The following is a 26,445-nucleotide window of genomic DNA, read 5'->3' on the forward strand; positions in this document are numbered from 1 at the left end:
GGCTAGTGGAAGGTGACCGACTCCCCCGCCTGCATCGCGGCGTAGGCCTCCGGGTCGGACTCGCGCGCGGCCCGGCGCGCCCGCCGGCGGTAGCGCAGGATCTGCACGATGCCGAGCGCCCAGACCGGGTACTGCACGGCCATCGCGGGGCGGAAGGCGTCGAGGTCCCAGGTCGAGGGCCCGGCCGGGGCCACGTGGTCGAGGACGACGCCGACGAGCGCCACGGCCGTCAGGGTCGCGACGAAGCCGCCGGTGTTGACGATGCCCGAGGCGCTGCCGATGCGGGTGGGCGGGTTGAAGGTGCGGGCGAGGTCGAAGCCGATCATCGACCCCGGACCACCGACCGCGATGAGCACGACGAGGACCACGAGCAGCCACAGCGGCGCCCGGCCCGGCCACAGCAGCACGACGGTCCACGCGGCCACCGCGCCCGCGACGATCCACAGCACGAGGGTGCTGCGCGAGAACGGGAAGCGCATCGTCAGGGTGCCGACGAGCGGGCTCGTGACGACCGTCGTGACGACCATGACCATGAGCAGCGCGCTCGCGGTCGAGGACGACAGGCCCTGGCCGGCGACGAGGAACGGGAAGCCCCAGAGCATCGTGAACATGTTGGCCGCGAACTGCGACGTGAAGTGCGACCACAGGCCGAGCCGGGTGCCGGGCACCAGCCAGGCGTCGCGCAGGGCACGGGCGAGGGCCCGCAGCCGCAGCTCCTCGCGGTGGTGATCGGCGTAGGGCGAGTCGCGCACGACCGCGACGAGCGCGACTCCGGTGAGCACGCCGACGGACGCCGCCACCGTGTAGGACGGCGTCCACCCGAAGTGGGCGAGGGCGGCCGCGAGCGGACCGGCGGCGGCGAGGGCGCCGAGCTGCCCGAGCACGCCGGTGATCTGGGTGACCATCGGCGTGCGCCGCGGCGAGAACCACACGGCGACGAGGCGCAGCACCGAGATGAACACCATGGCGTCGCCCATGCCGAGCAGCACCCGGCACGCGAGCGCCGCCGGGTAGGACTGGACGAACGCGAAGCCGAGCTGGGCCGCGGTGAGCAGCGTCAGCCCGATGCCGAGCAGGCGCTTGGAGCCGAACCGGTCGAGCAGCGCGCCGACGGGCAGCTGCATCGCCGCGTAGACGAGCACCTGCAGGATCGTGAACGTCGACAGCTGCGCGCTGCTGATGCCGAACCGCTCGGCGGCCTCGAGGCCCGCGACGCCGAGCGAGGTGCGGTGGAAGACCGCGAGGACGTAGACCGAGATGGCGGCAGCCCACACCGCCCAGGCGCGACGCCCGTCGAGCGGGTACCGGAGGGCGGGTGTGGTGCTGCTCGTCATGCCCTCAGTTGGCTCCCGTCATGGGGATGGACTTCGTCGGCGCCTTGGGCACGCAGTCGACGATCGCCTTGGCGACGGTCTTGCTCATGTCCGGCTGGAAGACGCTCGGGATGATGTAGTTCGGGTTGAGCTGCTCGTCGGTGACGACCGAGGCGATGGCGTCGGCGGCCTTGATGAGCATCTCGGTGGTGACGTCGGTGGCGCGGGCGTCGAGCAGGCCGCGGAAGACGCCGGGGAACGCCAGCACGTTGTTGATCTGGTTCGGGTAGTCGCTGCGCCCGGACGCGACGACCGTGGCGCGCTGGGTCGCCTCGTGGATGTCGACCTCGGGGTCGGGGTTGGCCAGGGCGAAGACGATGCGCTGGTCGGCCATCTCGTCGATCCACTCGGGGTCGAGGATCCGCGGGGCGCTGACACCGATGAAGACGTCGGCGCCCTGCAGGCCGTCGCGCAGGGTGCCGGTGAGGCCGCGCGGGTTGGTCTTCTCGGCGAGGCTGCGCCACGCCGGCGTCAGCGACTCGTCGGCCTTGTTGAGCAGGCCCGGCCGGTCGCTGACCGTGACGTCGGTGGCGCCCGCGGCGAGGAGCAGCTGGACGATGGCCGAGCCGGCCGCGCCGCCGCCGGAGACGACGATGCGGGCGTCGGGCAGCTTCTTGTCGATGATGCGCAGGGCGTTCTTCAGCGCGGCGAGCACGACGATGGCGGTGCCGTGCTGGTCGTCGTGGAACACCGGGATCGAGAGGCGCTCGCGCAGCTTGGCCTCGACCTCGAAGCACCGCGGCGCGGCGATGTCCTCGAGGTTGATGCCGCCGAAGCCGGGGGCGATGAGCTCGACGGTGCGCACGATCTCGTCGACGTCGGTGGTGTCGACGCAGATCGGCCACGCGTCGATGTCGGCGAACCGCTTGAAGAGGGCCGCCTTGCCCTCCATGACCGGCAGGGCGGCCTCGGGGCCGATGTTGCCGAGGCCGAGGACGGCCGAGCCGTCGGTGACCACGGCCACGGAATTGCCCTTGATCGTCAGCTTCGGGACGTCCTCGGGGTGGTCGGCGAGGGCCTGGCTGACGCGGCCGACGCCGGGCGTGTAGGCCATCGCGAGGTCCTGGCGGTTGCGCAGGTTGACCTTGCTCTGGACGCTGATCTTGCCGCCGAGGTGCAGGAGGAAGACGCGGTCGCTGACCTTGTGGACGCGCACGCCCTCGAGGGTCTCGACGGCGGCGACGATCTCGGTCGAGTGCTCGGCGTTGCTGGCCGAGCAGGTGAGGTCGATGACGAGCCGGTCCGGGTGCGAGTCGACGATGTCGAGCGCCGTGGTGATGCCGCCGCTCTCGGCCACCTTGACCGCCAGCGTGCCGATGACGGCCGGGTCGGTGCCGGTGTGGATTCGCATCGTGATCGAGTAGGAGGCGGTGGTGGCGCGGGCACGTTGGATCGACTCAGTCACGGGCCAATCGTCCCACGATCCGAGAAACCGCCCGAAACGCGTCCGCGGACCGGCCAGTAACCTCGGCGCGCCCGGGGGCTCCGGGCCACCCGACGCCGTCGGGGGGCCGCCGTTCCCGGGGCCCGAGCGGACCCGGACGGGACAATGGGGGCGTGACCGACCTGTCGCCCGACGCCGCGCCCGGCCTGACGAGCGCCGAGGTCGCCGAGCGCGTCGCCCGTGGCCAGGTCAACCGGCTCGCCGAGCGCACGTCGCGCTCCCTCGGCGAGATCGTCCGCGCCAACGTGCTGACCCGGTTCAACGCGATCCTCGGCGCGCTCTTCGTCCTGGTCCTCGTCACCGGCTCGTTCGCCGACGCCCTCTTCGGCGTCGTGCTCGTCGTCAACTCGGCCATCGGCATCGTCCAGGAGTACCTGGCCAAGCGGAAGCTCGACCGGCTGGCGCTGCTCAACGCCCCGACGACGCGGGTCGTGCGCGACGGCACGGTCGTCGTTGTGCCCACCGACGAGGTCGTGCTCGACGACGTCGTCGAGCTGCGCACCGGCGACGAGGTGCCTGCCGACGGCGTCCTGACGACCAGTGCCGGCCTCGAGCTCAACGAGGCCAACCTCACCGGCGAGTCCGACCCCGTGGCCCACGGCGTCGGCGAGGCGATCCGGTCGGGCACGAGCGTCGTCGCGGGGTCGGGGCGCTACGTGGCGCAAGCCGTGGGGGCCGACGCGTACGTCAACCGGATCGCGGCCGACGCCCGGCGCTTCACCCGGACGCACTCGGAGATCCAGGCCTCGATCAACACCCTCCTGCGCTACATCACGTGGGTCATCGCGGTCGCGCTGCCGGTGACGATCTGGTCGCAGTGGCGCGCCGTCGGCGACCAGGGCTGGCGCGAGGTCGTCATCCGCTCGGCCGCCGGCGTGGTCGGGCTCGTGCCGGAGGGCCTCGTGCTCCTGACGTCGGTGGCGTTCCTGCTGTCGGCCGTGCAGCTGACCCGGCGCAGCGTCCTCGTGCAGCAGCTGCCGGCCGTCGAGGGGCTGGCCCGCGTCGACGTCGTGTGCCTCGACAAGACGGGCACGCTGACGAGCGGGGAGATCACCTTCGAGGGCGCCGAGCCGCTGGCCGGTCAGGAGGCGGGCGCCGTCCGGCTCGCCCTGGGCGCCCTGGCCGATGACCCCAACGCCAACGGCACCCTCGCGGCGGTCGGGGCCTCGGTGGCCTCGCCGGGGTGGACGCGGACGGCGTCCGTGCCGTTCAGCTCGGCCCGCAAGTGGAGCGGCGCCTCGTTCGAGCGCCACGGCACGTGGGTGCTCGGGGCCCCCGAGGTGCTGCTCGGCGACGACCCGGACGAGCTGCGCGCGCGCGTCGCGTGCCTCGCGGACTCCGGCCGACGCGTCGTGCTGCTGTGCCGCAGTGCCGCGCCCCTCGACGGTGCGACACCGCCCGCCGGCCTCGCCCCTGCGGCCCTCGTGACCCTCACCGAGCAGGTGCGCCCCGACGCCGCCGCCACCCTCGCCTACTTCCGCGAGCAGGGCGTCGCCATCAAGGTCGTCTCGGGCGACAACCCGGTCACGGTGGCCGCGGTGGCCCGCGCCGTCGGCCTCGACGCCGGCGAGCCGGTCGACGCCCGGACGCTGCCCGAGGACCCCGACGCCCTGCGCGAGGTCCTCTCGCGCACCACGGTGTTCGGGCGCGTCACCCCCGAGCAGAAGCGCGCGTTCGTCCACGCGCTGCAGGCCGACGGGCACGTCGTCGCGATGACCGGCGACGGCGTCAACGACGCGCTGGCCCTCAAGGACGCCGACATCGGCGTGGCGATGGGCAACGGCGCGCAGGCCACCAAGGCCGTCGCCGAGCTCGTCCTGCTCGACGGACGGTTCTCGCACCTGCCCGACGTGCTGGCCGAGGGCCGACGCGTCATCGGCAACGTCGAGCGCGTGGCCAACCTCTTCGTGGCCAAGAACTCCATGAGCCTCGTCGCCATCCTCGCGGCGGCGCTCATCGCCGTGCCGTTCCCGTTCCTGCCGCGGCACCTGACCCTCGTGTCGGCCGTGACGATCGGCATCCCGGCCTTCTTCCTCGCGCTGGGGCCGAACAAGCGCCGCTACCTGCCCGGGTTCCTGCGCCGCATCCTGCGCTTCGCGGTACCGGCGGGGGCCGTCGCCGGCCTCGCCGTCATCACCTCCTACCTGCTCGCCGGCAGCCACTACGGGGTGCCGCGGGCCGACTTCGTCACCCGGTGCGCCCCCGAGGAGGGCACCCGCGGCGTCACCGACGTGGCGTGCTGGCAGGCCGGCACCGGGGCGACGATCACCCTCCTCGTCGTCTTCTTCTGGATCCTCGTCATCCTGGCCCGGCCGTTCCGCGCGTGGAAGGCGGCGCTCGTCGCCTCGCTCGTCGGCGTCGCCGTGCTCGCGTTCGTCGTGCCGTTCGCGCGGACGTTCTTCACCTTCGACGCGCCACCGGCCCTCGCCTGGCAGTCGCTGGGAGTCGGGCTGGTCGGCGCCGCCCTGGTCGAGGTCGTCTACCGGACCGCCCCGAGCGTGTCGGCCGCGCACCACGTGCGCGACTGACGCGTCCGGGCCCCCGGCCGGCCGGGCGTACACTGGAGGCAGCTCAGGGACTCCGCGTGACCTGTTGGGCGGGTAGGTTGCGCACCCGCTGCGCGCTACCCGCGCGCCGACCACCGGAGTCCCGTGTCACCCATCGACTCGTACCGCCGCCTCTTCGGCCTCACCGGCGCGACGTACATCGTCGTCGCCTTCTTCGCCCGCCTGCCCCTGGCCATGGCCCAGCTCGGCACGCTCCTGCTCGTCGCCGGCGCCACCGGCAGCTACGGCGCCGGCGGTTTCTGCGCCGGGGCCCTCGCCGTCGCCAACGCCGTCGGCGCCCCCTTCTGGGGTGCGCGGGCCGACCGCCTCGGCCAGCGACGCGTCGTCGCCCTGCAGTCGCTCGCCGGCGCCGCGGCCGTCGCCGGTGTCCTCGTCGTCGTCGGAACCGGGCTGCCCTGGGGCGTCGCGGCGCTCACCAGCGCGGTCGCGGGCCTCCTCCTGCCGCAGGTGGGCCCGCTCGCCCGGGTGCGCTGGCGGCCGATCACGGCCTCGACCGGCCGGCACCAGACCCGGCTCGTCGACGCCGCCTTCTCCTACGAGGGCGCGGCCGACGAGGCGTCGTTCGTGCTCGGCCCGGCCATCGTCGGTCTCGGCGTCTCGGTGGCGAGCCCCACGGCGGCGCTCGCGTTCGCGGCCGTCACGCTCGCCGTGTTCGGCACGTGGTTCGCCCTCCACGAGACCGCCGAGGTCACCCACCGCACCACGGCGCACTCGGACGCGGCGTCGGGCCCGCTGCTGACCCCGGCGCTCGTCGTCCTCGGCGTCGCGCAGCTGCTCATCGGCTCGGTCTTCGGGTCGGTCCAGACCGGCACCTCGGTCCTCGCGACCACCGCCGGATCGCCGGGCCTGACCGGCTACCTGCACGCGCTGCTCGGCGTCGGCAGCGTCGTGGCCGGGCTCGCCGTGGCGATGCTGCCCCCGAGCGTCGGCCTGCCCCGGCGGCTGCGCTCGTTCTCCCTCGGCCTGCTCGCGCTCTCGGCGCCGCTCCTGCTCGTCGGCTCGCTCGGCGGGCTCGTGCCGGTGCTGCTCGTGCTCGGGTTCACCGTCGCGCCGTACATGATCACGACCTTCACGCTGGCCGAGCGCGTCACCCCGCCCTCGCGCACCGGGGCCGCGATGACGGCCCTCGCCGCCGCGACCGGCCTCGGCTACGCCCTCGGCGCGGCGGTCGCCGGACGGCTCGCCGACTGGGGCGGCCACACGCCGGCCTACGCCGTCACGGTCGTCGCCGGGGGCCTGGCGCTCGTCCTCGCCCTCTCGGCCCGCGGCGTCCTGGCCCGAGCCCTGGACTCTGCGCCCACCTCGGCCGCCGACGCGACCCCGGCCCCCTCGCACCCCTAGGCGACGCCCACCACGCCAACTCCGCCCGGGCCGAGTTGGCGAGCAAGCCCGGCCCCGAGGCGCGCCAGAACTGCGCCGTGGCGCACTTTCGGCGGTCGAATCCGCCTGGGGCGCGCCAGAACTGCGCCATGGCGCACTTTCGGCGGTCATCGCGAGGGCGCGGGTTCAGGGGCGCGCCAGGCGGAGGCGCATCGCCGGCCAGGCCGCCGGGGCGAAGCCGAGGTCGGTGTAGAGGCCGGCACCCTCCCCCGTCGCGTTCAGCTCGACGACGGACGCCCGGGTGTCCTCGCGGAACCAGGCGAGCACGCCCTCGACGCACGCCCGCGCCAGGCCCCGGCGTCGGGCCTCGGGGTGCGTCGCGACGTTGTTGAGCAGGCCCCACACGCCGTTCGGGTTGACCGGCGACGGCGCCTCGAACCGCAGGCCACCCATGGCCCCGGCCCCGACGCGTCCGGCGGGATCGACCGCGAGCACGACGCAGCAGCGGGCCCCGTCGATCTCGGCCTCGAACCACGACCGGGCGGCCGCCCGCCACGCGGGGTCCTCGACGCCGGGCACCCCCATCGCCGAGAACATCAGGGCCCGCAGGTCGAGGACGGCCTCGATGTCCGCGCGACCGGCCCGGCGCGTCGTCCACCCGTCGGCGAGGTCGGTCACGACGCCGCTCCCGCGAACGCCGGCGCCAGCGGCACCGCGACCGCGCCGTGCGCGCTGGCCACCGCGTCGGCGAGCCGGCCCGCGGCATCGGCGAGCTCGGGCAGCGCCACGCCGGCAGCGGCGGTGCGCAGGAAGCGCAGGCAGCGGTCGGGCATCCGCGGCATCGGCTTGGCCGGGTTCGGCGTCCGCTCGGCGCCGTCGACGAGCTCGGCCACGCACCACGACCCCGCCAGCCACGCCCACGCCTCGCTCGCGAGGGCGAGGTCGGCGTCGAAGGCCTCGGTGGCGACCCCGGGCCAGGCCTGCGCCGCCACGGCGCGCCACCGCTCGAGCGCCACCTGCGCAGCGGACGCCTCGAGCGACCAGGCGCACCAGCACGTCGGCCACGGCACCCGCAGGTAGGCGACGTCCCAGGCGACCGGACGCCACAGTGCGAACTCGAAGTCGAGCAGGCGCACCCCGGCGTCGGTCAGCAGGTTGTTGTCGGGGCACATGTCGGCCGCCGACAGGCTCGAGGCGTCGACGCGGAAGCGGTCCGGCACCGTGCGCAGCACGTCCCACGCGGCGTCGGGCACGTCGACGCCGAGCGCCCGCGACAGCCGCGCCCAGTCCCCCGCGGCCGCGTCGAGGTGCGCCGGCAGGTAGTCGACGACGAGGTCGGCTCCCGCCCGGGCGCGGACGCCGTCGACGAAGGCGGCCTCGAGCCCGCGCCCGGCGACGTGCAGGAGGGCCAGGCCCTCGGCCCAGTCGGCGAGCGAGCCGGCGGCCGCGTCGGGGTCGGGCCCGAGCAGATGGGAGGCCAGGTGCGGCGCGTCACCGAGGTCGGACAGCACGACGACCCGTGGGTCGGTGCTCTCGGCGAGCAGCCGCGGGGCCGGCGCCCCGGGCACCGTCGAAAGGGCCGCGAGCGCGGCGGCCTCGCGCGCCCACGGAGCCTCGACCTCGTCGGTGAGGTAGCGCTTCACGATCACCGACCCGCCCGACGCGTCACGGGCCCGCACCACGAGGGTGCGGCGGCTGCCCGGGAAGGCGGCGCCGTCCGGCTCGAGCTCGGCGGCCAGGAGCCGGCCGGCCACCTCGAGGGTCTCGCCGACGAGGTCGTCCTTCGAGCCGGTCCCGCTGGCCGCAGCCACGGGGCCGCCCGTCGTGTCGCTGGCGTCGGTCACCGGGCCACTGTGCCAGAGCCTCCCGGCTCGCCCGTGCCGGAGGGCCGCCCGAGCCAGGCGGCCAGGCCCCGCTCCCCCGCCCGCATCATCCACGTGTGGTTGAGCCGGAGCACCGGGGCTGCCACGGGCGTGAGGCGCTCGAGGCCGCCGGTCGTCACCACCGCCTCCTGGGTGTACCGGGCGAGGGTCACCGTCCGGCCGGGCGTGGGGCGGCCCGGCCCGGGCTCGAGGCGGAACTCGCTCCAGCCCTCGAGGTCGCCACCGATCCGCACGCGGAGCACACCCGCCTCGGCGTCCTCGACCTCCCGGGTCAGCACGAGGTCCAGGGTGTAGGGCAGGAGGCTGCGTACGTACGCATGGCCGCTGTCGGCGTCGATGCGTCGGACCCGGCGCACCTGGGGCCACCACCGCGGGTAGGCGTCGACGTCGGCGAGCGCCGCGAACGTCGCGGCGGTGTCGGCCGGCACGACCCATGTGTGCCGGAAGCGGAACGGACGCACGGCTCCACCCTCGCACTGTCCGGGGGCCGAGTGGGTGGCCGGACCGGGCCGCGTCTCGGCGCCGTGGCGTGGGTGTCGTGACCGGCGGGGCAGGGCGTGGCGCCGGGGACGCATCAGGCCCTGACCGGCTGCTGCGTCCCCGACGTCGTCCCGCCCCTGGGAGGTGGTCCGTCGCTCGCCCTGCGGCGGGCGACGGCTCCACCGTCACCCCGGTCCCGTCGACCGGGGGTGGGGCTTCGGACGTTCCCTCCACGGCCGTCCGAAGCCCCGGACGACGGCGGTGCGTTCGGGGGCGCACCGCCGCCGTCACTTGGTGAGACGGTGCAAGGCGCGGATCATGACAGGGTTTTCACGGGATCCCGGAACTTTTTCTCGCCGGTTCCGGTCCGGTCGTCGCCGCCCGCGCGACGGCCCCACGCTCGCCGCGACCGCATCCGCCGGACGCGTCACGGATACGGGCAGGGGTTTGTCGATTTCGCCCCGCGTTCGCCCACTGTTTGGCACGATGAGGTCCACGGAGGGTCGCGCCGGGAACCCCTGCTCGGCGACGGCCCTCCGTGCTGCGCCCCTCCCAGGCGCGCGGGGCTTCCGCCGCTTCCCACGTGCGGAAGCCCCGCACCTCCCCCACCCGACGCGTCGCCCTCGGGAGGTCTGCCACCATGGGGTGGCTCGGTGCCGACCGCCCGGGCGCATCGACGTCGGACGGGGGTCCACGTGTCCTGGGACCAGGACCGGATGATCGACGCCGCGTACCGCCGCCGGGAGAACGCGGCGCAGTACGCGGCCTGGCTCGACGTGCTCGCCCCGCGCTTCGCCCAGCTCGCCCGACGGCGCACGCGGGAGGTCTCCGCGACGACGCCCCGACGGCTCCCCCTGCCCCGTCGGCGCCGACCGTCGTGGCCGGTCACCGTCACCTCGTTCACCCCGCCGGGGCGGACTCCGGAGCTGCGGCTCGAGCTCGTCGTCCACGGCGACGGCACGTGGCGGCACGTGCGCGACGGCCGGCGGCACCGCGACGTGCGACCCGGCGCCGAGTCGCTCGGACTGCTCCTGGCCGAGTTCGAGGCCTCGTTCTCCGCCGAGCTCGACCGCATCGACCCGGGCCGTGCCGCCCGGCGGCGCTAGCCGTTGGGCTGGAACTCGTAGGCTCCGCGGTCGTCGTAGGTGCGGACGCCCGCCCCCCGGTTGGTGGTCGCGGGGTCGTCGACCCGGGTGCGGGAGGCGGCGTCGGTCGCGGCCTGCCCGGGGGCGCTGGAGTCCGCCGAGTCGATGGCGGGCGACCCGGCCCGGAGGGTGAGGACCCCGCCGGGAGCGTTGGTGAACAGCGGGTCCGCCTGGAGGCCGTGCAGGTCCTGCCCGCTGTCCTCCTGCATGGCCGCCAGCGAGGAGTAGGACGTCGAGCCCCAGACGATCATCGTGCCGGCCACACTGAGGTTGAGGACGTCGTAGTCCAGGCTGGTGCCGAGCACCGAGTTCTTGTCGACCCGGATGTTCCCGGCGTTCCGTGGGCACTTGACGTACCCGCCGGCCCCGTCGGGACAGTTGACGGCGTTCTCGACGGAGATGTTGTTGACGATCCGGTACCCGCTGGACACCCCTGCGGCGATGCCTTCGAGGTTGATCCCCGAGGTGGCGTTTCCGTACACGGTGTTGCCGATGATCCAGCCGCCCGTCACGCCCGAGCTGTCGATGCCGTGGTCGCCGGTGATGCAGCCGGCGGTGTTGCCGGTGGCCGGGTGGCTGCAGTTGGTCAGGGCTGCGGTGCTGAAGCCCTTGTTGGCGTAGACGACGTTGTCGATGATCTTGTTGCGGTCACCGCCCGGGAACATCTGGATCCCGGAGTCCTCGTTGTGGTGCACCCGGTTGCCGCTGACGAGGTTCCCCGGCGCCCGCAGGTCGATCCCCACCGCGTTGCGGACGTAGCCGTAGGCGTTGCCGGCGACCTCGTTGCCGACGATCTGGTTGGCGGTCGACCCGTTGGTCACGAAGATCCCCGACGCCGAGTTGTTGAGGACCTTGTTGCCCTTGAGCACCGAGCTCGTCATCGCGTTGAGGTACATCCCGTACGCCGCCGACCCCGACACGCGCCTGCCGGAGGTCTGCACCGTGTTGCCGGTGAGGGTCAGCCCCGTGGCGTTGTAGACGTAGACGCCGTTGCTCGTCGTGTTCTGGATCGTGAAGCCGGACACGGTGATCCAGCTCTGGTTGGAGATCGTGAACCCGTGCCGCGCCCCGGAGACGACGACGGCGTTGCCGGTGACCGGGCGGAAGGTGATCGGTGCGGTCTTCGTGCCGGAGTGCCAGGGGAACACCTCGCCGGTGTAGGTGCCGGCGTACACGACGACGATCTGGCCGGCCGTCGCGGCCTTGGCCGCCTTGACGATGGTGCAGTACGGCAGGGACGAGGTGCCCGAACCCGTGTCCGAGCACCCGGTCTTGCGGACGAAGACGTAGATCTGCGCCCCGTCGGCGGCCCCGAGCGGGGCGAGCCCCAGCCCGAGGGCGAGCACGCCGGCGGCGAGCACCGCCCGGCGCCTCAGGGCGCGTGCGTGTACGTGAGTTCGTGCTCCTGCCATGGCGGATCCCCTGCCGTCTCCGCGCCGTGGCTCGGCCGGTCTGCTTCCGACGGCCGCGGCTAGCGGCCAGTCTGCGCACCGTCCCGCCGCCGGCACGTCCCCCAGACGTCCGAGGTCGGTCTACGTCGTCTGCTGTACTCCCGATCGGTGCCGGGACGCAGAAAGGCCCCGGTCGCGAGGACCGGGGCCTTGTCTGAGCCGCTTGTCGGAATCGAACCGACGACCTATTCATTACGAGTGAATCGCTCTGGCCGACTGAGCTAAAGCGGCAGGTCGCGACGGCCCACACGGGGTGGCCCGGCACGGTGGTTGAGTATACGCATCGCCCCGGTCCGAGAGAAATCGGCCGGACCCGAGCGCCGGGGCCGCGCCGGACGCCCCCGTCGGCCACCCCGCCACGGGCCACGGAACCCTCGTGACCACCCTCACCCGGGTCGCGGGAATGACACGCCGGAGCGCCGTCCTTGTCCCCCTCGTGAGTGACACCAACGAGACGAACGAGACGGACGAGAGCACGATGCGCGCCATGACCTACGACGCGTACGGCGACCCGGACGTCCTGCGCCTGACCCGGCAGCCGCGCCCGCGGCTCGGCCCCGGCGAGGTCCTCGTGCGGGTCCGGTCGGCGTCGGTCAACCCCGTCGACTGGAAGCTGATGTCCGGGGGCCTCGACGCCGTCATGGACGTCCGCTTCCCGGTCGTGCCCGGCTGGGACGTCGCCGGCGTCGTCGAGGCGGTCGGCTTCGACACCCCGGAGTTCGCGCCGGGTGACGAGGTCGTCGCCTACGCCCGCAAGGACTACGTGCACGGCGGCACCTTCGCCGAGCTCGTCACGGTGCCGGCCCGGGCCCTGGCCCCCCGGCCGCGCAGCCTCTCGTGGGACGAGGCGGCCGGATTGCCGCTCGCGGGCCTCACCGCGCTGCGGGTCCTCAAGCGCCTCGGCGTCGGCGAGGGCGACACCGTGCTCGTGCACGGCGCGGCCGGCGGCGTCGGCTCGCTGGGCGTGCAGCTGGCCCGCTCGCTCGGGGCCCGCGTCATCGGCACCGCGTCCGAGCACAGCCACGACCGCCTCCGCGCCCTGGGCGCCGAGCCGGTCACCTACGGCGAGGGGCTCGCCGACCGCGTCCGGGCGCTGGCGCCCGAGGGCGTCGACGCCGTCGCCGACTTCGTCGGTGGCGTGCTCGACACGACGCTCGCCGTGCTCGCCGAGGGCGGCCGGCACGCGTCGATCGCCGACGCGTCGGTGGCGCAGGCCGGCGGCTCCTACGTCTGGGTCCGCCCCGACGGCGTCGAGCTGGCCGAGCTCGGCGACCTCGCCGACGCCGGCGCGCTGACCGTGCCCGTCGCGCGGACCTTCCCGCTCGAGGAGCTAGCCGAGGCGTTCCGCTTCAGCGCCGAGGGCCACGCCGCCGGCAAGGTCGTCGTCCGCGTCTCCGAGGACTGACCGGCACGCGCACGCGCGGTGGCGTCAGGGCGCTCCGAGCGCCCTGACGCCACCGGCATGCCCGACGCGTCGGTGCACCACGCACACCCCCCGCATCGTGCGCGTCAGGCGCAGTGAGCGCCGTCCTTGGGCACGAGCGAGCGCACGAGGTAGTTCTCGACGATCGCGTCGGCGCAGTCGTTGCCGTTGTCGTACACGCCGTGGCCGTCGGCGACGACGCTGACGAAGCGCGACCCGAAGATCGCGTGCGCCATGCGCTGCGTCTGGTCCAGCGGTGTCGTCAGGTCGCCCTCGTTGCCGAGGACGAGCACCGGCGTCGTCGGGTCGGCCGTGATGACGAGGTGGGTGCGCTGCGTGCCCGACCACGCCGCGCAGGAGTCCTGCACCTCGGCGAACAGGTGGGCGTAGAGGGGGTGCGCGGCCAGCACCTTGGCGGTCGGGCGCATCGACGTCGAGGCGTCGGAGGGCCAGTCGGCGCAGTGGATCGGCAGGTGCACCGACTCGTAGCCGCCGTAGTAGGTGCCGTCGGAGTCGCGTGACACCGCGTCCTCGGCGAGCCACAGGAGGCCGGAGCCGTCGTCGTCCTCCAGCGCCGAGCGCAGCGCCTCGACGGCGTCGCCCCACATCGACTGGTCGCGCATGGCGCCGGCCAGGCCGGTGGCCGCCCACCCCTCGGTCAGCACCGGGATGCCGGGCTCGTCGGTCGGCATCGGCGTGCGGTCCAGCCGGTCGAGGAAGGCGACGAGGCGCCGCGCGGCGACGGCGTGGTCATCGCCCAGCGGGCAGTCGCCGTCCTCGACGCAGGAGTCGACGAAGTCGGCGAACACCGAGTCCGCCTCTCCTGCCGACTGTTCGGCCCAGTAGTCGATGTCGTCCTGGGTCACCGCCGACGACGACACGTAGTCAGGGTCGACGGCCGAGTCGATGACGGTGTAGCCGACCCGGTCGGGGAACTGCGCCGCGTAGAGCGCGCCGATGAGGGTGCCGTAGCTGATGCCGTAGTAGTTGAGGTGCGTGTCGCCGACGGCGGCCCGCAGGATGTCGAGGTCCTTGGCCACCTGCTCGCTACCCATCGCCCGGGCCAGCGGCCCGCCGCGCTCGAGGCACCCGGCGAGCCGCGCCACGCGCGCCCGGTCCAGCGCCCGACGCTCGGCGGCGGTCTCCGGGGTCGGGTCCGAGGCGTACATCGCGTCGAGGTCGCGGGGTCGCATGCACGTGAAGCCGCCCGAGCCGCCGATGCCGCGCGGGTCGAAACCGACGACGTCCCAGACCCCGCGGATCGACTCCGAGAAGTAGTCGGGGGCCTGGTCCACCATCTCGACGCCCGAGGCACCGGGGCCGCCGGGGTTGACGAAGAGCGTGCCGCGGCGCTGGTCCGGGTGCGTGGCCGGGAGGCGGCGCAGGGCGATCCGCACCGTCTCGCCGCGCGGGTCGAGGTAGTCGACCGGCACGGAGACCGTCGCGCACTGGTCGGTGTCGCCGGCCGACGCGCCGGCGCAGGTGCCCCAGGCGGCCTTCTGGGCGTAGAACGTCTCGAGACCCTGCGGCAGCGGCGTGGTCGGGTCGGACAGCTCGACCGGCTCGGTGTCCGAGCCGGACTCGGCGGCGGCGACCGGTGCGGGGGCCGCCGGCACGGCGGTCGAGGCGGTCGTCGACGTCGGGTGTGCCGGTCGGCGGGCGGGCTGCGGCCCGGTGGCCAGCCAGAACATCGCTCCCAGCACCGCGAGGGCGGTGAGGGGCACGACGAGTCGGGTCAGCAGGTCGTGCCGTCCGTGGGCACCTTCCCCTGCACGAGATAGCCGTCCACGGCCTGGTCCACGCACGAGTTGCCAGCGTAGTAGGTGCCGTGCCCGTCATGGTCGGAAGTGAGAAGAACGCCCGATGCGAGGTCCTTGGCCAGCTGCTTCGTGCCACCGATGGGCGTGGCCGGGTCGCGCTCGTTGCCGATGACGAGGATCGGGGCGGCCCCGACCGCGAGGGTCGTGCCCTTCGGGGTGCGGCCCTGCGTCGGCCACGCCGCACAGCTGTCGTAGATCTCGCCGGTCATCTTCGCCCAGAGCGGGTGGGCCTTCTTCAGGCGAGCCTGCTCGGCGAGCGAGGCCGGGGTGTCCTTCGAGCGGGGCCAGTCGGCGCACCGCACCGGCAGCATGGCCTGCAGGTAGCTGCTCGTCGCATACCGTCCCGTGGCGCTGCGCTCGACGACCGACATGCCCTTGGCCAGCAGGATGTCGCCCCGGCCCGAGAACGCTTGCGCCAGACCGCGGTTGAGGGTCGGCCACGAGGTGTCGCTGTAGAGGCACATGAAGATCGAGAAGCCGACCCAACCCTCCCCGATGCGCGTCAGGCCCGGCTTGCTCGTGGCCAGGCCGTGCTGCTCCACGGCGTCGAGCAGACCCGCGATCTTGCCGCGGGCCGCCGCCTTGTCCGAACCGAGCGCGCAGTCGGGCCGGGCCACGCACCAATCGATGAACGCGTCGATCGAGGCCTCGAAGCCCTGGATGTCGTAGGTCATCTCCTCGGCGTCGGTCTGGTTCGGCGACATCGCGGAGTCGAGGACCATCCGGCCGACCTTGTCGGGGAAGGTGTCGGCGTAGATCGCGCCGAGGAAGGTGCCGTAGGAGCCGCCGAAGAAGTTGAGCCTGCTGTCGCCGAAGACGACGCGCATGACGTCCATGTCGCGGGCGACCTCGGTGCTGCTCATGTGGAGGGCTCGCTGCCCGCCCCGAGCCGCGCAGCTGCGGGCCACCGAGTCGGCGGTGGTGCGCACCGCCTGCTTCTCCTCGGGGGTGTCGGGCGTCGGGTCGGTGCTGAAGAGCCGGTCCATGTCGGAGTCGGTGAGGCAGGAGACGGCGTCGGAGCCGCCGATGCCTCGCGGGTCGAAGCCGACGATGTCGTAGGCGGCGCGGACCGCCGGGGAGAAGACGAACGAGGAGTACTGCGCGTACTCGACACCCGACCCACCGGGTCCGCCCGGGTTGATGAGCAGGGATCCGACGCGTCGGGACGGGTCGGTGGCCGGCGCCTTGCGCAGCGCGAGCGTGAAGCGGTCCCCCTGCGGCTTGGTGTAGTCGACCGGCACGTCGAGGGTGCCGCACAGCTGGCGCGGGTTGTCGCTGCAGCCCTTCCACGCGACCTGCTGCGTGTAGTACGCCGCGAGCGCGGCCGGGTAGCCACCCGGGGCCGGACGCGTCGGGGAGGCGCCCGGCGTCGGGGAGGCCGACGCGCTCGGCGGCGTCACCGGCGCGCCGGAGGGCGTGACGCGCTCGGCCGTCGGCGTCACCGGGTTGGCGGCCCGCCACGTGATGAGCCCGACGACCGCCACGAGCGCCGCGACGGCCACGGCGGCGACGACCACCCGGGCCCGCGAGCGGGGCGCGCCGGGCGGCGTCGGTGCGGCTCCCGCCGACCCGGCCGACCCGACCGACCCGCCGCCGGCACCCGGGCCGCCCCAGCCGCCGGCGGGGTCCGGGACGCCCGGTGCACCCGGGCCATCGGTCGTGTCCGACGCACCCGACGCGCCGGGCACGGCGTAGGCGCGGGGCAGGGACGCGTAGGGCTGGGCGGGCGCCTCCGGCAGGTCCTCGCGGGTGGGCTCACCTGCGCCCGCCGGACGCCCGGGCTGGTCCGATTGCTCGGGCTGCTCGGCGTCGCTCGGGGTGTCGCTCAGCATGTGAGTCCGTCCTTGGGCACGCGGCCCTGCACGAAGTAGGCGTCGACGGCGGAGTCGACGCACGTGTTGCTCCGACGGTAGGCGGTGTGGCCGTCACCGTCGAAGGTGATGAGTGAGGCGTTCTCGAGCTGGTCGGCGAGGCGCTTGCTCCACTCGTAGATCGTGGCCGGGTCGCGGGTCGTGCCGATGACGACGATCGGGTCGGCCCCGGGTGCGCGCACCTCGTGCGGCTGGTCGGTGGACTTCGCCGGCCAGAAGCCGCACGGCAGCGCGCCCCACGCGAGGGTCGCGCCCCACGTCGGCGCGGTCTTCGCGAACTCCTTGGCGTAGCCCTCGTAGGCGGACAGGTCCGGGCTGTCGGGCCGGTCGAGGCAGTTGACGGCGTTGATGGCCTCGAGGAGGTTGCCGTCGTAGCCACCACCCGGGTGCCGGCTGGCGTAGCCGTCGGCCAGCTGCATCAGCGTCTGGCCCGACCCCGACTTCGCCTCCTGGAGGGCCTGGGTGAGGATGCCCCACGCGCCCTGGTCGTAGAGGGCGTAGGCGACGCCGAGCCGGGCCCAAGCCTCGTCCATCCGCGGGATCGTGGCGTCACCGGTGGGCAGCGGGTCCTGGTCCAGCCGGGCGAAGAAGTCGTCGAGCCCCTTGGCGGCCTCGGGCACCGTGTTCCCGAGCGGGCAGTCACCCTCCTGGACGCAGCTGGCGAGGTAGGCGTTGGTCGCGATCTGGAAGCCCTTGGCCTGACCGGCGGCGAGCTCCTTGCTCGTGAGGTCCGGCGGCACGACGCCGTCGAGGACGACGCGGCCGACGCGCTGCGGGAACAGGTCGGCGTAGGTCGAGCCGATGAACGTGCCGTAGGACTTGCCGAGGTAGTTCAGCTGCCGGTCGCCCACGGCCGCGCGCAGCACGTCCATGTCGCGGGCCACCTCGGCCGTCGACATGTGCTTGACGAGCTCGGGCTTGTCCTTGGCGCACCCGGCGGCGAGCTTCTTGTTCTGCTCGAGGAGGGCCTGCTCCTCGGCCGGGGTGTCGGGAGTCGTGTCGGTGCCGAGGTAGGTGTCCATGTCGGAGTCGCTGAGGCAGTCGATCGGCTCCGAGCGGGCCACGCCGCGAGGGTCGAACCCGACGAGGTCGAAGTACTTGCGCACCTGCGGGCCGACGATGGTGTCGGCGCCCTGCTGCACGTAGTCGACGCCCGACGCGCCCGGCCCGCCGGGGTTGGCGAGCAGCGAGCCGATCCGGTGGCCCTGGTCGCGGGCCTTGACCCGGACGACCTTCATCGTGATGTCGCTCGCGGGGTCCGGCGCCGCGTAGTCGAGCGGGACGGTGAGGTCGGCGCACTCGGCGGTGCCGCACGCCTTCCAGTCGAGCTTCTGCGAGTAGTAGCGCGCGAGCTGCGGGGAGGGGGCCGCGGTGGCCTCGGGCAGCCCCGACCTGCTCGCGCTCGGGACCGGCGGGTCGGACCGGTCGCACGCGGCCGCGGTGAGGACGAGCGCCGCGGTCACCGTCGTCGCGAGGAGGGCTCGGGCGATGGCGGCAGGGCGTGTCGTCATGCCCGAAACGGTAACCGGTCCGGCTGGGCGCGCGAGCCGGCGCCGCACGGGGCGGGTGGGGCTCCTCACATGCCGAGATCGCGCGGGAGCCGCAGCCGCAGCGCCATCGCCTCGAGCGCGAGCAGCGGCTGGACGTTGGCGTTGATGCGGTCGCGGGCCTCGCTGATGGCGTCCATCGCCCCGAGCAGCTGCTCGGCGGTGAAGACCCCAGCGAGACCGCGGACCCGGTCGACGGCGTCGGGGTTGACGAGGCCGACGTCGGAGCCGAGCCGGGTCACGAGGGCGTCGCGGTAGATCGAGGTGAGGTCGACGAGCGCCCGGTCGATGACGTCGCGGCCGTGCCGGGTGGCGCGGGTCTTCTGCTCGCGCTCGAGGGCGGCGAGCTGCGAGCGGATGTGCGGCGGCTGGACGCGGGCACCGGGGTCGGCGCCGAGGGTCTCCATGAGCCGGGTGCGCTCGGCGGCGTCGCGCTCGGTGCTCGACGCCGACGACTCCTCCTCGGCGATCTGGGCGAGGTCGGCCGCGGCGCCGATGGCATCGCCCACGCCGACGATCTTCGTCGACATGGCGATGACGTCGCGCCGCCGGATGCGGGCCTGCTCGTCGCGGGCCAGGCGGCGGGCCAGGCCGATGTGGCTCTGGGCGGCGCGCGCGGCGTAGAGGGCCATCGCGGGCTCGACGCCGTCGCGGCGCTCGAGCAGCTCGGCGACCGACTCGACCGGCGGGGTGCGCAGGCGCACGTGCCGCGAGCGCGAGCGGATCGTGACGATGACGTCCTCGAGGCTCGGGGCGCACAGCATCCACACCGTGCGAGGCGTCGGCTCCTCGAGCGCCTTGAGCAGCGCGTCGGCCGGGGCGTCGGTGTAGGCGGTGAGGCGGTCGGCGTCCTCGATGATGATGATGCGCCACCTCCCGACCGAGGGACGCATCGCCGCCTCTTGGACGAGGGCGCGCGCCTCGGCGACCTTGATCGACAGGCCCTCCGTGGCCACGACCTTGACGTCGGCATGGGTGCCGTCGAGGGCGGTGCGGCACTCGACGCACTCGCCGCAGCCACCCTGCGGGCACTGCAGTGCGGCGGCGAAGGCCCTTGCGGCCGTGGACCGCCCGGAGCCCGGCGGCCCCGTGAAGAGCCAGGCGTGCGTCATCGCGGCCTCGTCGCGGACGGCCCGCGAGAGGGTCTCGATGGTCGGCTCCTGGCCGACGAGGTCGCGCCAGACGGTCATGAGCGGCTCTCGAGGAGGTGGTCGACGCGGGCCAGGACGGCCGCGTGCAGCGACTCCACGGGCTCGGCGGCGTCGAGGACGAGGTAGCGGCCGGGGTCGGCGGCCGCGAGGTCGAGGTAGCCCTGGCGGACCGCCGCGTGGAAGGCGTCGGCCTCGGACTCGAGCCGGTCGTGGACGTCGCCGCGCCGGGCCCGCCCGACCTCGGGAGCGACGTCGAGGACGATCGTGAGGTCGGGCAGCACGCCGCCGACGGCCCAGTGCTGCAGGTCGCGGATCTCGCCGGCCCCGAGGTCGCGGCCGGCCCCCTGGTAGGTGATCGAGCTGTCGACGTAGCGGTCGGTGATGACGACCGCGCCCTCGGCCAGCGCCGGTCGGATGAGGGTCTCGACGTGGTGGGCCTTGTCGGCGGCGAAGAGCAGCGCCTCGGCGCGGGAGTCCATGTGGTCGCCGTGCAGCACGAGGTCGCGGATCTGCTGGCCGAGCGGGGTGCCGCCCGGCTGCCGGGTGACGACGACCCGACGCCCGCGGCCCTCGAGGACCTCGGTGAGCAGTCGCACCTGCGTCGACTTGCCGGCGCCGTCGCCGCCCTCGAAGCAGACGAAGAGGCCGGGCGCCGTACTGGCTCGCGCGGTGCTGGCGGTGGGCGTCTCCGTCACGGCCCCGAGCCTAGGCGATGGCACCGTCACCGCCCGCCGGTCCCACGGGCCCCTCCGCGACGCGACCGTCCCGGGTGGCGCACGAGGCGCGAGTCAGCGTCGGGCGAGGAGCGCCTCGGCGATCTGGACCGCGTTGAGGGCCGCGCCCTTGCGCAGGTTGTCGCCGACGACGAAGAGCACGAGGCCCTTGCCCTCGGGTGCGGCCTGGTCGACGCGGACGCGACCGACGAAGACCTCGTCGCGACCGGCGGCCTCGAGCGGGTTGGGCACGTCGGTGACGACGACGCCGGGGGCGTTCTTGAGCAGGTCGAGCGCCTCCTCGGGCGTGATGTCGCGCTCGAACTCGGCGTGGATCGCGAGGCTGTGCCCGGTGAAGACCGGCACGCGCACGCAGGTGCCCGACACCCGCAGGTCGGGGGCATGGAGGATCTTGCGCGACTCGTTGCGCAGCTTCTGCTCCTCGTCGGTCTCGAGCGAGCCGTCGTCGACGATCGAGCCGGCGAGCGGCACGACGTTGAAGCCGACGGGCACGGCGTAGACCTGCGCCTCCGGCACCTCGACGGCGCGGCCGTCGAGCGCCAGGCCGGCCGGGTCGCCGGCGGCGTAGGCGCCGCGCAGCTGGCGGTCGAGCTCCTGCACGCCCTTGCCGCCCGAGCCGCTCACGGCCTGGTAGCTGCTGACGTGCAGGCGCACGAGGCCCGCGGCGTCGTGCAGCGGCTTGAGGGCCGGCATCGCGGCCATCGTCGTGCAGTTCGGGTTGGCCACGATGCCCTTGGGGATCGTGTCGAGGTCGGCGGCGTTGACCTCGGAGACGACGAGCGGCACCTCGGGGTCCTTGCGCCAGGCGCTCGAGTTGTCGACGACGACGGCACCGGCCGCGGCGACCTTGGGCGCGAGCTCCTTGCTCGCGGCGCCGCCGTTGGAGAAGAGGGCGACGTCGATGCCGGAGAAGTCGGCGGTGGCCGAGTCCTCGACGGTGACGTCGCGGCCCTTGAACGGCAGCGTCGTGCCGGCCGAGCGCGCGGACGCGAAGAACCGCACGTCGTCGAGCGGGAAGTCCCGCTCCTCGAGGAGGGCCCGCATGACCCCGCCGACCTGACCCGTAGCACCGAAGACACCGACTCGCATGTCACAAGGCTACGGCCCGGGCCGTGGCGGGCCCGGGCCGCGTTCACCCCTCGGTCACGCCCGCTCGATCTCCCCGCCCCTCGCTCCCCCTGACCGGCCCTTCGCCGATTCGAGGTGTTCGGCGACCACCGGCGGTCGCCGAATACCTCGAATCGCGGGAGGAAGAGGGGCCGTGCGACGCGTCAGCTGCCTGACGCGTGGCGGTCGGCGTTCGCGTGGATCGCGTCGTGGACGTACTGCGCGAGTCCGGGCGCGACGTCCTCGTACGTCTTCGTGAACCGCGGGTCGGCGACGTACATGTCGGCCAGGCCGCGGTGGAAGTCGTGGTCGAGGTCGTAGAAGCGGTCGGCGATGTGCCGGCGGTGGCGCTCGGCGGCGTCCATCGCCGCCTCGCTGGTCGCCGGCTCCCCGGCGCTCATCGCCGCGACGAAGGCCGCGTTGACGGCGTCCATCTCGGCCTTGACCTGCTCCCAGTCGGCCTTCGTGTAACGCTGGGTCCGGGCCGCCGACTGCTTCCACGCGTCGGTCTCCCCCCAGCGCTCCTGCGCCTCCTGCTGGTACTCGTCCTCGAAGCCGTCGCCGAAGAGCTCCTTCATCTCCTCGGGCGTGGCGGGCTGGTTGCTCATCTCTCTCTCCAGTGCTCGGTCGATGGCCGCGACGATCCCACTGAGCTCGTCGAGCCGGGTCATGACCGCGTCGCGCTGCCGACGCAGGTGCGTCACCGCGTCCTCGTCGCCGTCGAGGAGGCCGGCGATCTCCTCCAGCGGCAGCTCGAGCCGCCGGTAGACGACGACCTGCTGCAGACGCGTCAGGTCGGCGTCGGTGTAGAGGCGGTAGCCGGCCGCCGAACGCGCGCTCGGGGTGAGCAGGCCGATCTCGTCGTAGTGGTGCAGGGTGCGCACCGTCACGCCGAAGACGTCGGCGACCTGCCCCACCGTCCAGGTGGTCATGTGCGGCTCCAGCCTCGCGTTCGTCGTCGCTCTCGTGGTCATGGGTCGAGCGTGGTGCCTCACGTGGCGTGAGGGTCAAGCCCATTCAAGGGCACCCGGTCCGGGGGCACGAGAGGGGCACTCGCCCTAGTCTCGGGGACGTGGAGCTCGAGGTCCGTCACCTGCGCGTCGTCGCGGCGGTCGCCCAGCACGGCAGCGTGCCGGCGGCGGCGGCCGCGCTCGGCGTCACCGAGTCGACGCTCGGCTCGGAGGTGCTGCGCATCGAGCGGTTCCTCGGGTGCACCGTGTTCCGCCCTGCGGGTGCCGGCGTCGAGTGCACGGCGGTCGGCGAGCGCGTCGTCGCGCGGGCCCGGGCCGTCCTCGACGAGCTCGCCGGGCTCCGCGAGGACATCCGCTCCGACGCCTCGGCCCGGGGACCGCTGCGCATCTCCTCGGACTCGATGCGCTTCTTCAGCTCGTTCGTCGGTCAGGCCTACGCCACCGACATGCGCCGCCCCCTCATGCCCGTGCCGCCGCTGCCGGGCACGACGACCACGGCGGCCCTCGTCGACGGGCGCATCGACGTCGCGGTCGTCATCGTCCTGACCGCCGCGACGCCGGTCGAGTCGCCGATGATCGGCGAGCGGGGCGTCGTCGAGCGGGAGCCGCTGCTCGTCGCGCTGTCGGCCACGCACCCCCTCGCGTCCCGCCGATGCGTCGACATCACCGACCTCGCCGGCGAGGACTGGATCCTGCCGCCGTCGGAGATCGACCCCGGCAGCGAGGCCACGGCGGCGGTGCTGGCCCGGCTCGGCATGACGCTCCGGTCGAGCTACGGCCCGCACGACCTCGGCCCGCTGTGGCCCTCGGTCGTGGCCGGGCGCGCCGTGTCGTTCGCGGTACCGACGGCGTCGGCCCCGCCGGGTGGCGTGCTGCGCCCGCTCACCGGCCAGCCGATCACCGCCAGGCGCGTACTCCGTTGGCGCCGTGGGGCGCTCGACGAGCCGGACGTCGAGCGGTGTGCGCGGGCCGCCGGCTCGGCCTACCGCGAGCAGCTGACCCACACGGCCCAGACCCAGGACTGGTGGCGCACCGCGCTGTCGGAGGAGAAGCCGACCCTCGCCAACTGAGCCCGGGCTCGCGCGCCGGGGCCGGACGCGTCGGCCCCCTAGGGTGAGCGCGTGCACCGTCGCCTCGCGCTCGTCCGCCGACCCTCCCCCCTGCTCGCGGACGGGATCGTGACGCACCTCGAGCGCGCCACCCGTGTCGACGCCGGGCTGGCGCTGCGCCAGTAGCACGAGTACTGCGACGTGCTGCGCCGGCGGGGCTGGCACCTCGAGGAGGTGGCCCCCGTCGACGCCTGTCCCGACGGCGTGTTCGTCGAGGACCAGGTCGTCGTGCACGGCGATGTCGCGGTGCTGTGCCGCAGCGGCGCGCCCGCCCGGCGCGACGAGCGGGTCGGCGTCCGCGAGGCGGTCGAGGCGCACGGCTACCGCGTCGTCGAGGTGACCGCTCCGGGCACGCTCGACGGCGGCGACGTGCTCAAGCACGGCCGCCACGTGTGGGTCGGCGTCGGCGGCCGCACCGACGCCGAGGGTGTCCGCCAGCTGGCGGCGGCCTTCTCCCGCAACCGGGTCGAGGTCGTGCCGGTGCCGGTCTCGCGGGTCCTGCACCTCAAGTCGGCCGTCACCGCGCTCCCCGACGGCAGCGTCATCGGCTACCCGCCGCTCGTCGACGACCCGTCGGTGTGGGACACCTTCGTGCCCGTCCCCGAGGAGGCCGGCGCGCACGTCGTGCTGCTCGGCGGCCAGTCGGTGCTCATGTCGGCGGCGGCCCCGCGCACCGCCCACCTGCTCGAGGGGCGCGGCCTCGACGTGACGGTCGTCGACATCTCCGAGTTCGAGAAGCTCGAGGGCTGCGTCACCTGCCTGTCGGTGCGCCTGCGCGGCTAGGGGCGTTATCGATCCGGGCAAAGTGGCTGACGTCGCACCGGCGACCCCGCCTTCTCGGTGTGGACGCCGATCTACGTCGGCCTGGGTGCTCGGCACCCTGGTGCGGCGCCTGACGGCTATCCCGGCCGTGGGCGGGCTCCCCGAGCGGGCCGTGCTCGACTGGACGTTCGGCGCCTACCTCGGCTGGGTCGCCGTCGCGACGTGCGCCAACGTCACCGCGGCCCTCGTCGTCCTCGCCGTCGCGCTGCGGCGCCGGTCGGCCCGGCCCACCGGGTCCGCCGTCACCGGCCCGAACCCGCTGCGTCCGGCGCCCCGTTGAGCCACGCCGCGGGTCTAGGCTGCCCAAGCGGGGGCCGGACTCGAGCAGTGGGGTGATCCTTCAGTGGACGCAGACGTCGTCGTCGTGGGTGCTGGGCTCGCAGGTCTGAGGTGCGCACGACGGCTGACCGAGCTGGGTCGCGACGTCGTCGTCCTCGAGTCGAGCGACGCGGTCGGTGGGCGCGTCCGCACCGACGTCGTCGACGGGTTCCGCTGCGACCGCGGCTTCCAGGTGCTCAACCCCGCCTACCCGGCGGTGCGCCGGTGGGTCGACGTCGGCGCCCTCGACCTCAAGCCGTTCGGCTCCGGCGTCCTCGTGCGACGCACCGACGGCCTCCAGGTCGTCGCCGACCCGGTCCGCGAACCCAAGCTGCTGGCCCGCACCATCCGCTCGGGCTACCTGCACCCGCGCGAGCTCGCCGGCGTGACCCGGTGGACCGCGCGCGTCATGGCCGACCCGCAGACCGTCATCCGCCAGCCCGACACGACCCTCGCGGAGTCGTTCGACGAAGCCGGGGTCACCGGGCGCCTGCGCCGGGAGGTCCTCGACCCGTTCCTCGCCGGCGTCCTCGTCGACAGCCACGGCACCAGCTCGGCCAACTTCACCAAGCTGCTCGTGCGGATGTTCGCCCTCGGGCGCCCGGCGGTGCCGGCCCAGGGCATGCAGGCGCTGCCCGAGCAGCTGGCCGGCCCGCTCGGTGACCGCGTCCGCCTCCACAGCCACGTCGAGTCGATCGACGCGTCGAGCGAGGCCGTCGACGTACGCGTCGACGGCACGCGGCTGCGCGCCCGCGCGGCCGTCGTCGCGACCGACCCGGGTGGCGTCGCCGACCTGACGCCGCTGCCGGAACCGGCCACCCGGGGGCTCGTCACCTGGTGGTTCGAGGCGCCCGAGCCGCCGACCGAGCTGCCGCTCGTGGCCCTCGACGGCCGCCGCCACGACCACACCTCGCCCGGACCCGTGTGGAACACCGCCGTCCTGTCGGCGGCGGCACCGAGCTACGCCCCGCCGACGCGCCACCTCGTCGAGGCCACTTGCCTGCTCGACCGGCCCGACGGCGACGCCGCGGAGGCCGAGGTGCTGCGCCACGTCGGCGAGATCTACGGGTGCGACACGAGCGGCTGGCGCACCGTGACGCGCCACCGGGTCGCCGCGGCCCTGCCGCTCATGGCTCCCCCGCTCGAGGTGCGCTCGCCGGTGCACGTGGGCGACGGGCTCTTCGTCTGCGGCGACCACCGCGACACCGCCTCGATCCAGGGCGCGCTCGTGTCGGGCCAGCGCGCGGCCGAGGCGGTCAACGCCCACCTGCCCTGACCGGCCGGGCGCCGGCGGGTCAGCGGGTCAGCGGGTCAGCGACGTCATGGCGTCGATGGCGCCACGGAGGTAGCGCTCGACGACCGCACGCTCGTCGTCGGCGAGCGAGGCATCGAGCGCGGCGAGCGCCTCGAACATGGGGCGCATCCGCGCGAGCACCTCGGCCCGGCCGCTGTCGGTGATGACCACCTCGGTGCGGCGGCCGTCGCCGGGGTGCGAGCGCCGCTCGGCGTGCCCGTGGGAGACGAGCCGGTCCACGACGCCGGACGAGGCGGCCGAGGTGACGCCGAGCAGCCGCGACAGCTCGACCGGGCCGATCGGGCCGCGCATGAGGTGGCGCAGCGAGTGCAGCTCGGAGGTGGAGAGCCCGGCCTGGCGGGCCACCGTCGCGGGCACGGTCTCGGAGAGCTCGACGAGCTCCTGGAGGGCGGCGAGGGTCGGCGTCGTGCGCCACTGCGGCACCCCGGGGACCAGCCCGCCCTCGGGCAGGTCGGGGGCACCGGCGCCTCCGGGCCGGGTGGCGGCGCCGGGGGTCGCTGACGCGTCGCGTCGCTTCGTGCTAATCTCACTCACCAACTTAGTAATCTTCTGAGTAACCCAGTTACTCATCCTAGTCCGGAGGTGGGTCGTGCG

22 protein-coding genes and 1 tRNA gene are annotated in these 26,445 nt (G+C 74.1%); 8 read left to right on the forward strand and 15 right to left on the reverse strand.

All coding sequences use genetic code 11. The annotated features are described in order from the left end of the window. Positions 1-2: 2 nt before the first annotated feature. Both BIV28_RS07295 and BIV28_RS07300 read right to left on the reverse strand, forming a co-directional pair. Complete coding sequence (locus BIV28_RS07295; protein ID WP_076260580.1) at positions 3-1,334, reverse strand: MFS transporter; 1,332 nt, start codon at positions 1,332-1,334, stop codon at positions 3-5. A gap of 4 nt (positions 1,335-1,338) precedes the next feature. Continuing rightward, entirely contained in the window at positions 1,339-2,778 is a 1,440-nt protein-coding gene (locus tag BIV28_RS07300) for an NAD-dependent malic enzyme (RefSeq protein ID WP_207555828.1), read from the reverse strand. Positions 2,779-2,930: 152 nt separating this feature from the next. Here BIV28_RS07300 and BIV28_RS07305 point away from each other — a divergent pair, with 152 nt between their 5' ends. Both BIV28_RS07305 and BIV28_RS07310 read left to right on the forward strand, forming a co-directional pair. Then, the gene (locus tag BIV28_RS07305) at positions 2,931-5,345 is read left to right on the forward strand and encodes an HAD-IC family P-type ATPase (protein ID WP_076260582.1); all 2,415 of its coding nucleotides are present in this window, start codon (positions 2,931-2,933) and stop codon (positions 5,343-5,345) included. A gap of 123 nt (positions 5,346-5,468) precedes the next feature. Then, positions 5,469-6,725 carry an MFS transporter gene (locus BIV28_RS07310; protein ID WP_076260584.1) on the forward strand — a complete coding sequence of 419 codons (1,257 nt, stop codon included), beginning with the start codon at positions 5,469-5,471 and terminating at the stop codon, positions 6,723-6,725. A gap of 165 nt (positions 6,726-6,890) precedes the next feature. Here BIV28_RS07310 and BIV28_RS07315 read toward each other — a convergent pair whose 3' ends face one another. From BIV28_RS07315 to BIV28_RS07325, 3 genes are read right to left on the reverse strand one after another with little or no spacing between them, the layout of a single operon-like run. Beyond that, positions 6,891-7,382 carry a GNAT family N-acetyltransferase gene (locus BIV28_RS07315; protein WP_076260586.1) on the reverse strand — a complete coding sequence of 164 codons (492 nt, stop codon included), beginning with the start codon at positions 7,380-7,382 and terminating at the stop codon, positions 6,891-6,893. Continuing rightward, positions 7,379-8,548, reverse strand: a complete 1,170-nt coding sequence (locus BIV28_RS07320) for a phosphotransferase (protein ID WP_076260587.1) — start codon at positions 8,546-8,548, stop codon at positions 7,379-7,381. Before BIV28_RS07320 ends, BIV28_RS07315 begins: the two co-directional genes overlap by 4 nt. After that, positions 8,545-9,162, reverse strand: a complete 618-nt coding sequence (locus BIV28_RS07325) for an SRPBCC family protein (protein WP_423221533.1) — start codon at positions 9,160-9,162, stop codon at positions 8,545-8,547. Before BIV28_RS07325 ends, BIV28_RS07320 begins: the two co-directional genes overlap by 4 nt. Positions 9,163-9,762: 600 nt before the next feature. Between BIV28_RS07325 and BIV28_RS07330 the strand changes: the two genes are divergently transcribed. Beyond that, positions 9,763-10,173, forward strand: a complete 411-nt coding sequence (locus BIV28_RS07330; RefSeq protein ID WP_207555830.1) for a hypothetical protein — start codon at positions 9,763-9,765, stop codon at positions 10,171-10,173. Here BIV28_RS07330 and BIV28_RS07335 read toward each other — a convergent pair. After that, on the reverse strand, positions 10,170-11,573 hold the full coding sequence (locus tag BIV28_RS07335) for a right-handed parallel beta-helix repeat-containing protein (RefSeq protein ID WP_076260592.1): 1,404 nt from the start codon (positions 11,571-11,573) through the stop codon (positions 10,170-10,172). The genes BIV28_RS07330 and BIV28_RS07335 overlap by 4 nt on opposite strands. Before the next feature lie 247 nt (positions 11,574-11,820). Further along, a tRNA-Thr gene (locus tag BIV28_RS07340) sits at positions 11,821-11,894 on the reverse strand. A 247-nt stretch (positions 11,895-12,141) separates the two neighbouring features. Between BIV28_RS07340 and BIV28_RS07345 the strand changes: the two genes are divergently transcribed. Continuing rightward, positions 12,142-13,068: an NADP-dependent oxidoreductase gene (locus BIV28_RS07345; protein WP_076260646.1), complete on the forward strand. Its 927-nt coding sequence runs from the start codon at positions 12,142-12,144 to the stop codon at positions 13,066-13,068. Between the two features lie 104 nt (positions 13,069-13,172). On the opposite strand, the gene BIV28_RS07350 is transcribed toward BIV28_RS07345, so the two are convergent. The 7 genes from BIV28_RS07350 to BIV28_RS07380 form a co-directional block, all read right to left on the reverse strand. Next, positions 13,173-14,810 (reverse strand): alpha/beta hydrolase, encoded by a 1,638-nt coding sequence (locus tag BIV28_RS07350; RefSeq protein ID WP_076260593.1) that lies wholly within the window; start codon positions 14,808-14,810, stop codon positions 13,173-13,175. A gap of 11 nt (positions 14,811-14,821) precedes the next feature. Then, entirely contained in the window at positions 14,822-16,738 is a 1,917-nt protein-coding gene (locus tag BIV28_RS07355) for an alpha/beta hydrolase (RefSeq protein ID WP_083707123.1), read from the reverse strand. Beyond that, positions 16,732-18,288 (reverse strand): alpha/beta hydrolase, encoded by a 1,557-nt coding sequence (locus BIV28_RS07360; RefSeq protein ID WP_076260595.1) that lies wholly within the window; start codon positions 18,286-18,288, stop codon positions 16,732-16,734. Before BIV28_RS07360 ends, BIV28_RS07355 begins: the two co-directional genes overlap by 7 nt. 65 nt (positions 18,289-18,353) lie before the next feature. Beyond that, positions 18,354-19,514, reverse strand: a complete 1,161-nt coding sequence (locus tag BIV28_RS07365) for a DNA polymerase III subunit delta' (RefSeq protein WP_076260596.1) — start codon at positions 19,512-19,514, stop codon at positions 18,354-18,356. Then, positions 19,511-20,170 carry a dTMP kinase gene (tmk, locus tag BIV28_RS07370; protein WP_076260598.1) on the reverse strand — a complete coding sequence of 220 codons (660 nt, stop codon included), beginning with the start codon at positions 20,168-20,170 and terminating at the stop codon, positions 19,511-19,513. The genes BIV28_RS07365 and tmk overlap by 4 nt, the downstream gene beginning before the upstream one ends. Positions 20,171-20,263: 93 nt before the next feature. After that, positions 20,264-21,298 carry an aspartate-semialdehyde dehydrogenase gene (locus BIV28_RS07375; protein ID WP_076260600.1) on the reverse strand — a complete coding sequence of 345 codons (1,035 nt, stop codon included), beginning with the start codon at positions 21,296-21,298 and terminating at the stop codon, positions 20,264-20,266. A 182-nt stretch (positions 21,299-21,480) separates the two neighbouring features. Further along, complete coding sequence (locus tag BIV28_RS07380) at positions 21,481-22,248, reverse strand: MerR family transcriptional regulator (protein WP_076260601.1); 768 nt, start codon at positions 22,246-22,248, stop codon at positions 21,481-21,483. A gap of 140 nt (positions 22,249-22,388) precedes the next feature. Here BIV28_RS07380 and BIV28_RS07385 point away from each other — a divergent pair, with 140 nt between their 5' ends. The 4 genes from BIV28_RS07385 to BIV28_RS07400 all read left to right on the forward strand — a co-directional run bounded on the left by BIV28_RS07385 (position 22,389) and on the right by BIV28_RS07400 (position 25,812). Continuing rightward, a complete protein-coding gene (locus tag BIV28_RS07385) occupies positions 22,389-23,357 on the forward strand; it encodes a LysR family transcriptional regulator (protein WP_076260602.1) in 969 nt (322 codons plus the stop codon). A 180-nt stretch (positions 23,358-23,537) separates the two neighbouring features. Continuing rightward, entirely contained in the window at positions 23,538-24,179 is a 642-nt protein-coding gene (locus BIV28_RS07390) for a dimethylarginine dimethylaminohydrolase family protein (RefSeq protein ID WP_341350204.1), read from the forward strand. Positions 24,180-24,264: 85 nt separating this feature from the next. After that, positions 24,265-24,498, forward strand: coding sequence for a hypothetical protein (locus tag BIV28_RS07395; protein ID WP_076260603.1), 234 nt, complete (start codon positions 24,265-24,267; stop codon positions 24,496-24,498). A gap of 63 nt (positions 24,499-24,561) precedes the next feature. Continuing rightward, entirely contained in the window at positions 24,562-25,812 is a 1,251-nt protein-coding gene (locus BIV28_RS07400; RefSeq protein WP_076260604.1) for an NAD(P)/FAD-dependent oxidoreductase, read from the forward strand. A gap of 27 nt (positions 25,813-25,839) precedes the next feature. Here BIV28_RS07400 and BIV28_RS07405 read toward each other — a convergent pair whose 3' ends face one another. Continuing rightward, the gene (locus tag BIV28_RS07405) at positions 25,840-26,385 is read right to left on the reverse strand and encodes a MarR family winged helix-turn-helix transcriptional regulator (protein ID WP_242652821.1); all 546 of its coding nucleotides are present in this window, start codon (positions 26,383-26,385) and stop codon (positions 25,840-25,842) included. Between the last annotated feature and the right edge of the window lie 60 nt (positions 26,386-26,445).

Source organism: Intrasporangium flavum (assembly GCF_001956915.1).
Taxonomy (GTDB): Bacteria; Actinomycetota; Actinomycetes; order Actinomycetales; family Dermatophilaceae; genus Monashia; species Monashia flava.

What these genes read in the sequence shown, in the direction of transcription:
- BIV28_RS07295 (WP_076260580.1), bottom strand. Translation starts at nt 1,334, where the DNA reads ATGACGAGCAGCACCACACCCGCCCTCCGGTACCCGCTCGACGGGCGT.
- BIV28_RS07325 (WP_423221533.1), bottom strand. Translation starts at nt 9,162, where the DNA reads ATGCGTCCCCGGCGCCACGCCCTGCCCCGCCGGTCACGACACCCACGC.
- BIV28_RS07345 (WP_076260646.1), top strand. Translation starts at nt 12,142, where the DNA reads ATGCGCGCCATGACCTACGACGCGTACGGCGACCCGGACGTCCTGCGC.
- BIV28_RS07355 (WP_083707123.1), bottom strand. Translation starts at nt 16,738, where the DNA reads ATGCTGAGCGACACCCCGAGCGACGCCGAGCAGCCCGAGCAATCGGAC.
- BIV28_RS07360 (WP_076260595.1), bottom strand. Translation starts at nt 18,288, where the DNA reads ATGACGACACGCCCTGCCGCCATCGCCCGAGCCCTCCTCGCGACGACG.
- BIV28_RS07365 (WP_076260596.1), bottom strand. Translation starts at nt 19,514, where the DNA reads ATGACCGTCTGGCGCGACCTCGTCGGCCAGGAGCCGACCATCGAGACC.
- BIV28_RS07375 (WP_076260600.1), bottom strand. Translation starts at nt 21,298, where the DNA reads ATGCGAGTCGGTGTCTTCGGTGCTACGGGTCAGGTCGGCGGGGTCATG.
- BIV28_RS07380 (WP_076260601.1), bottom strand. Translation starts at nt 22,248, where the DNA reads ATGACCACCTGGACGGTGGGGCAGGTCGCCGACGTCTTCGGCGTGACG.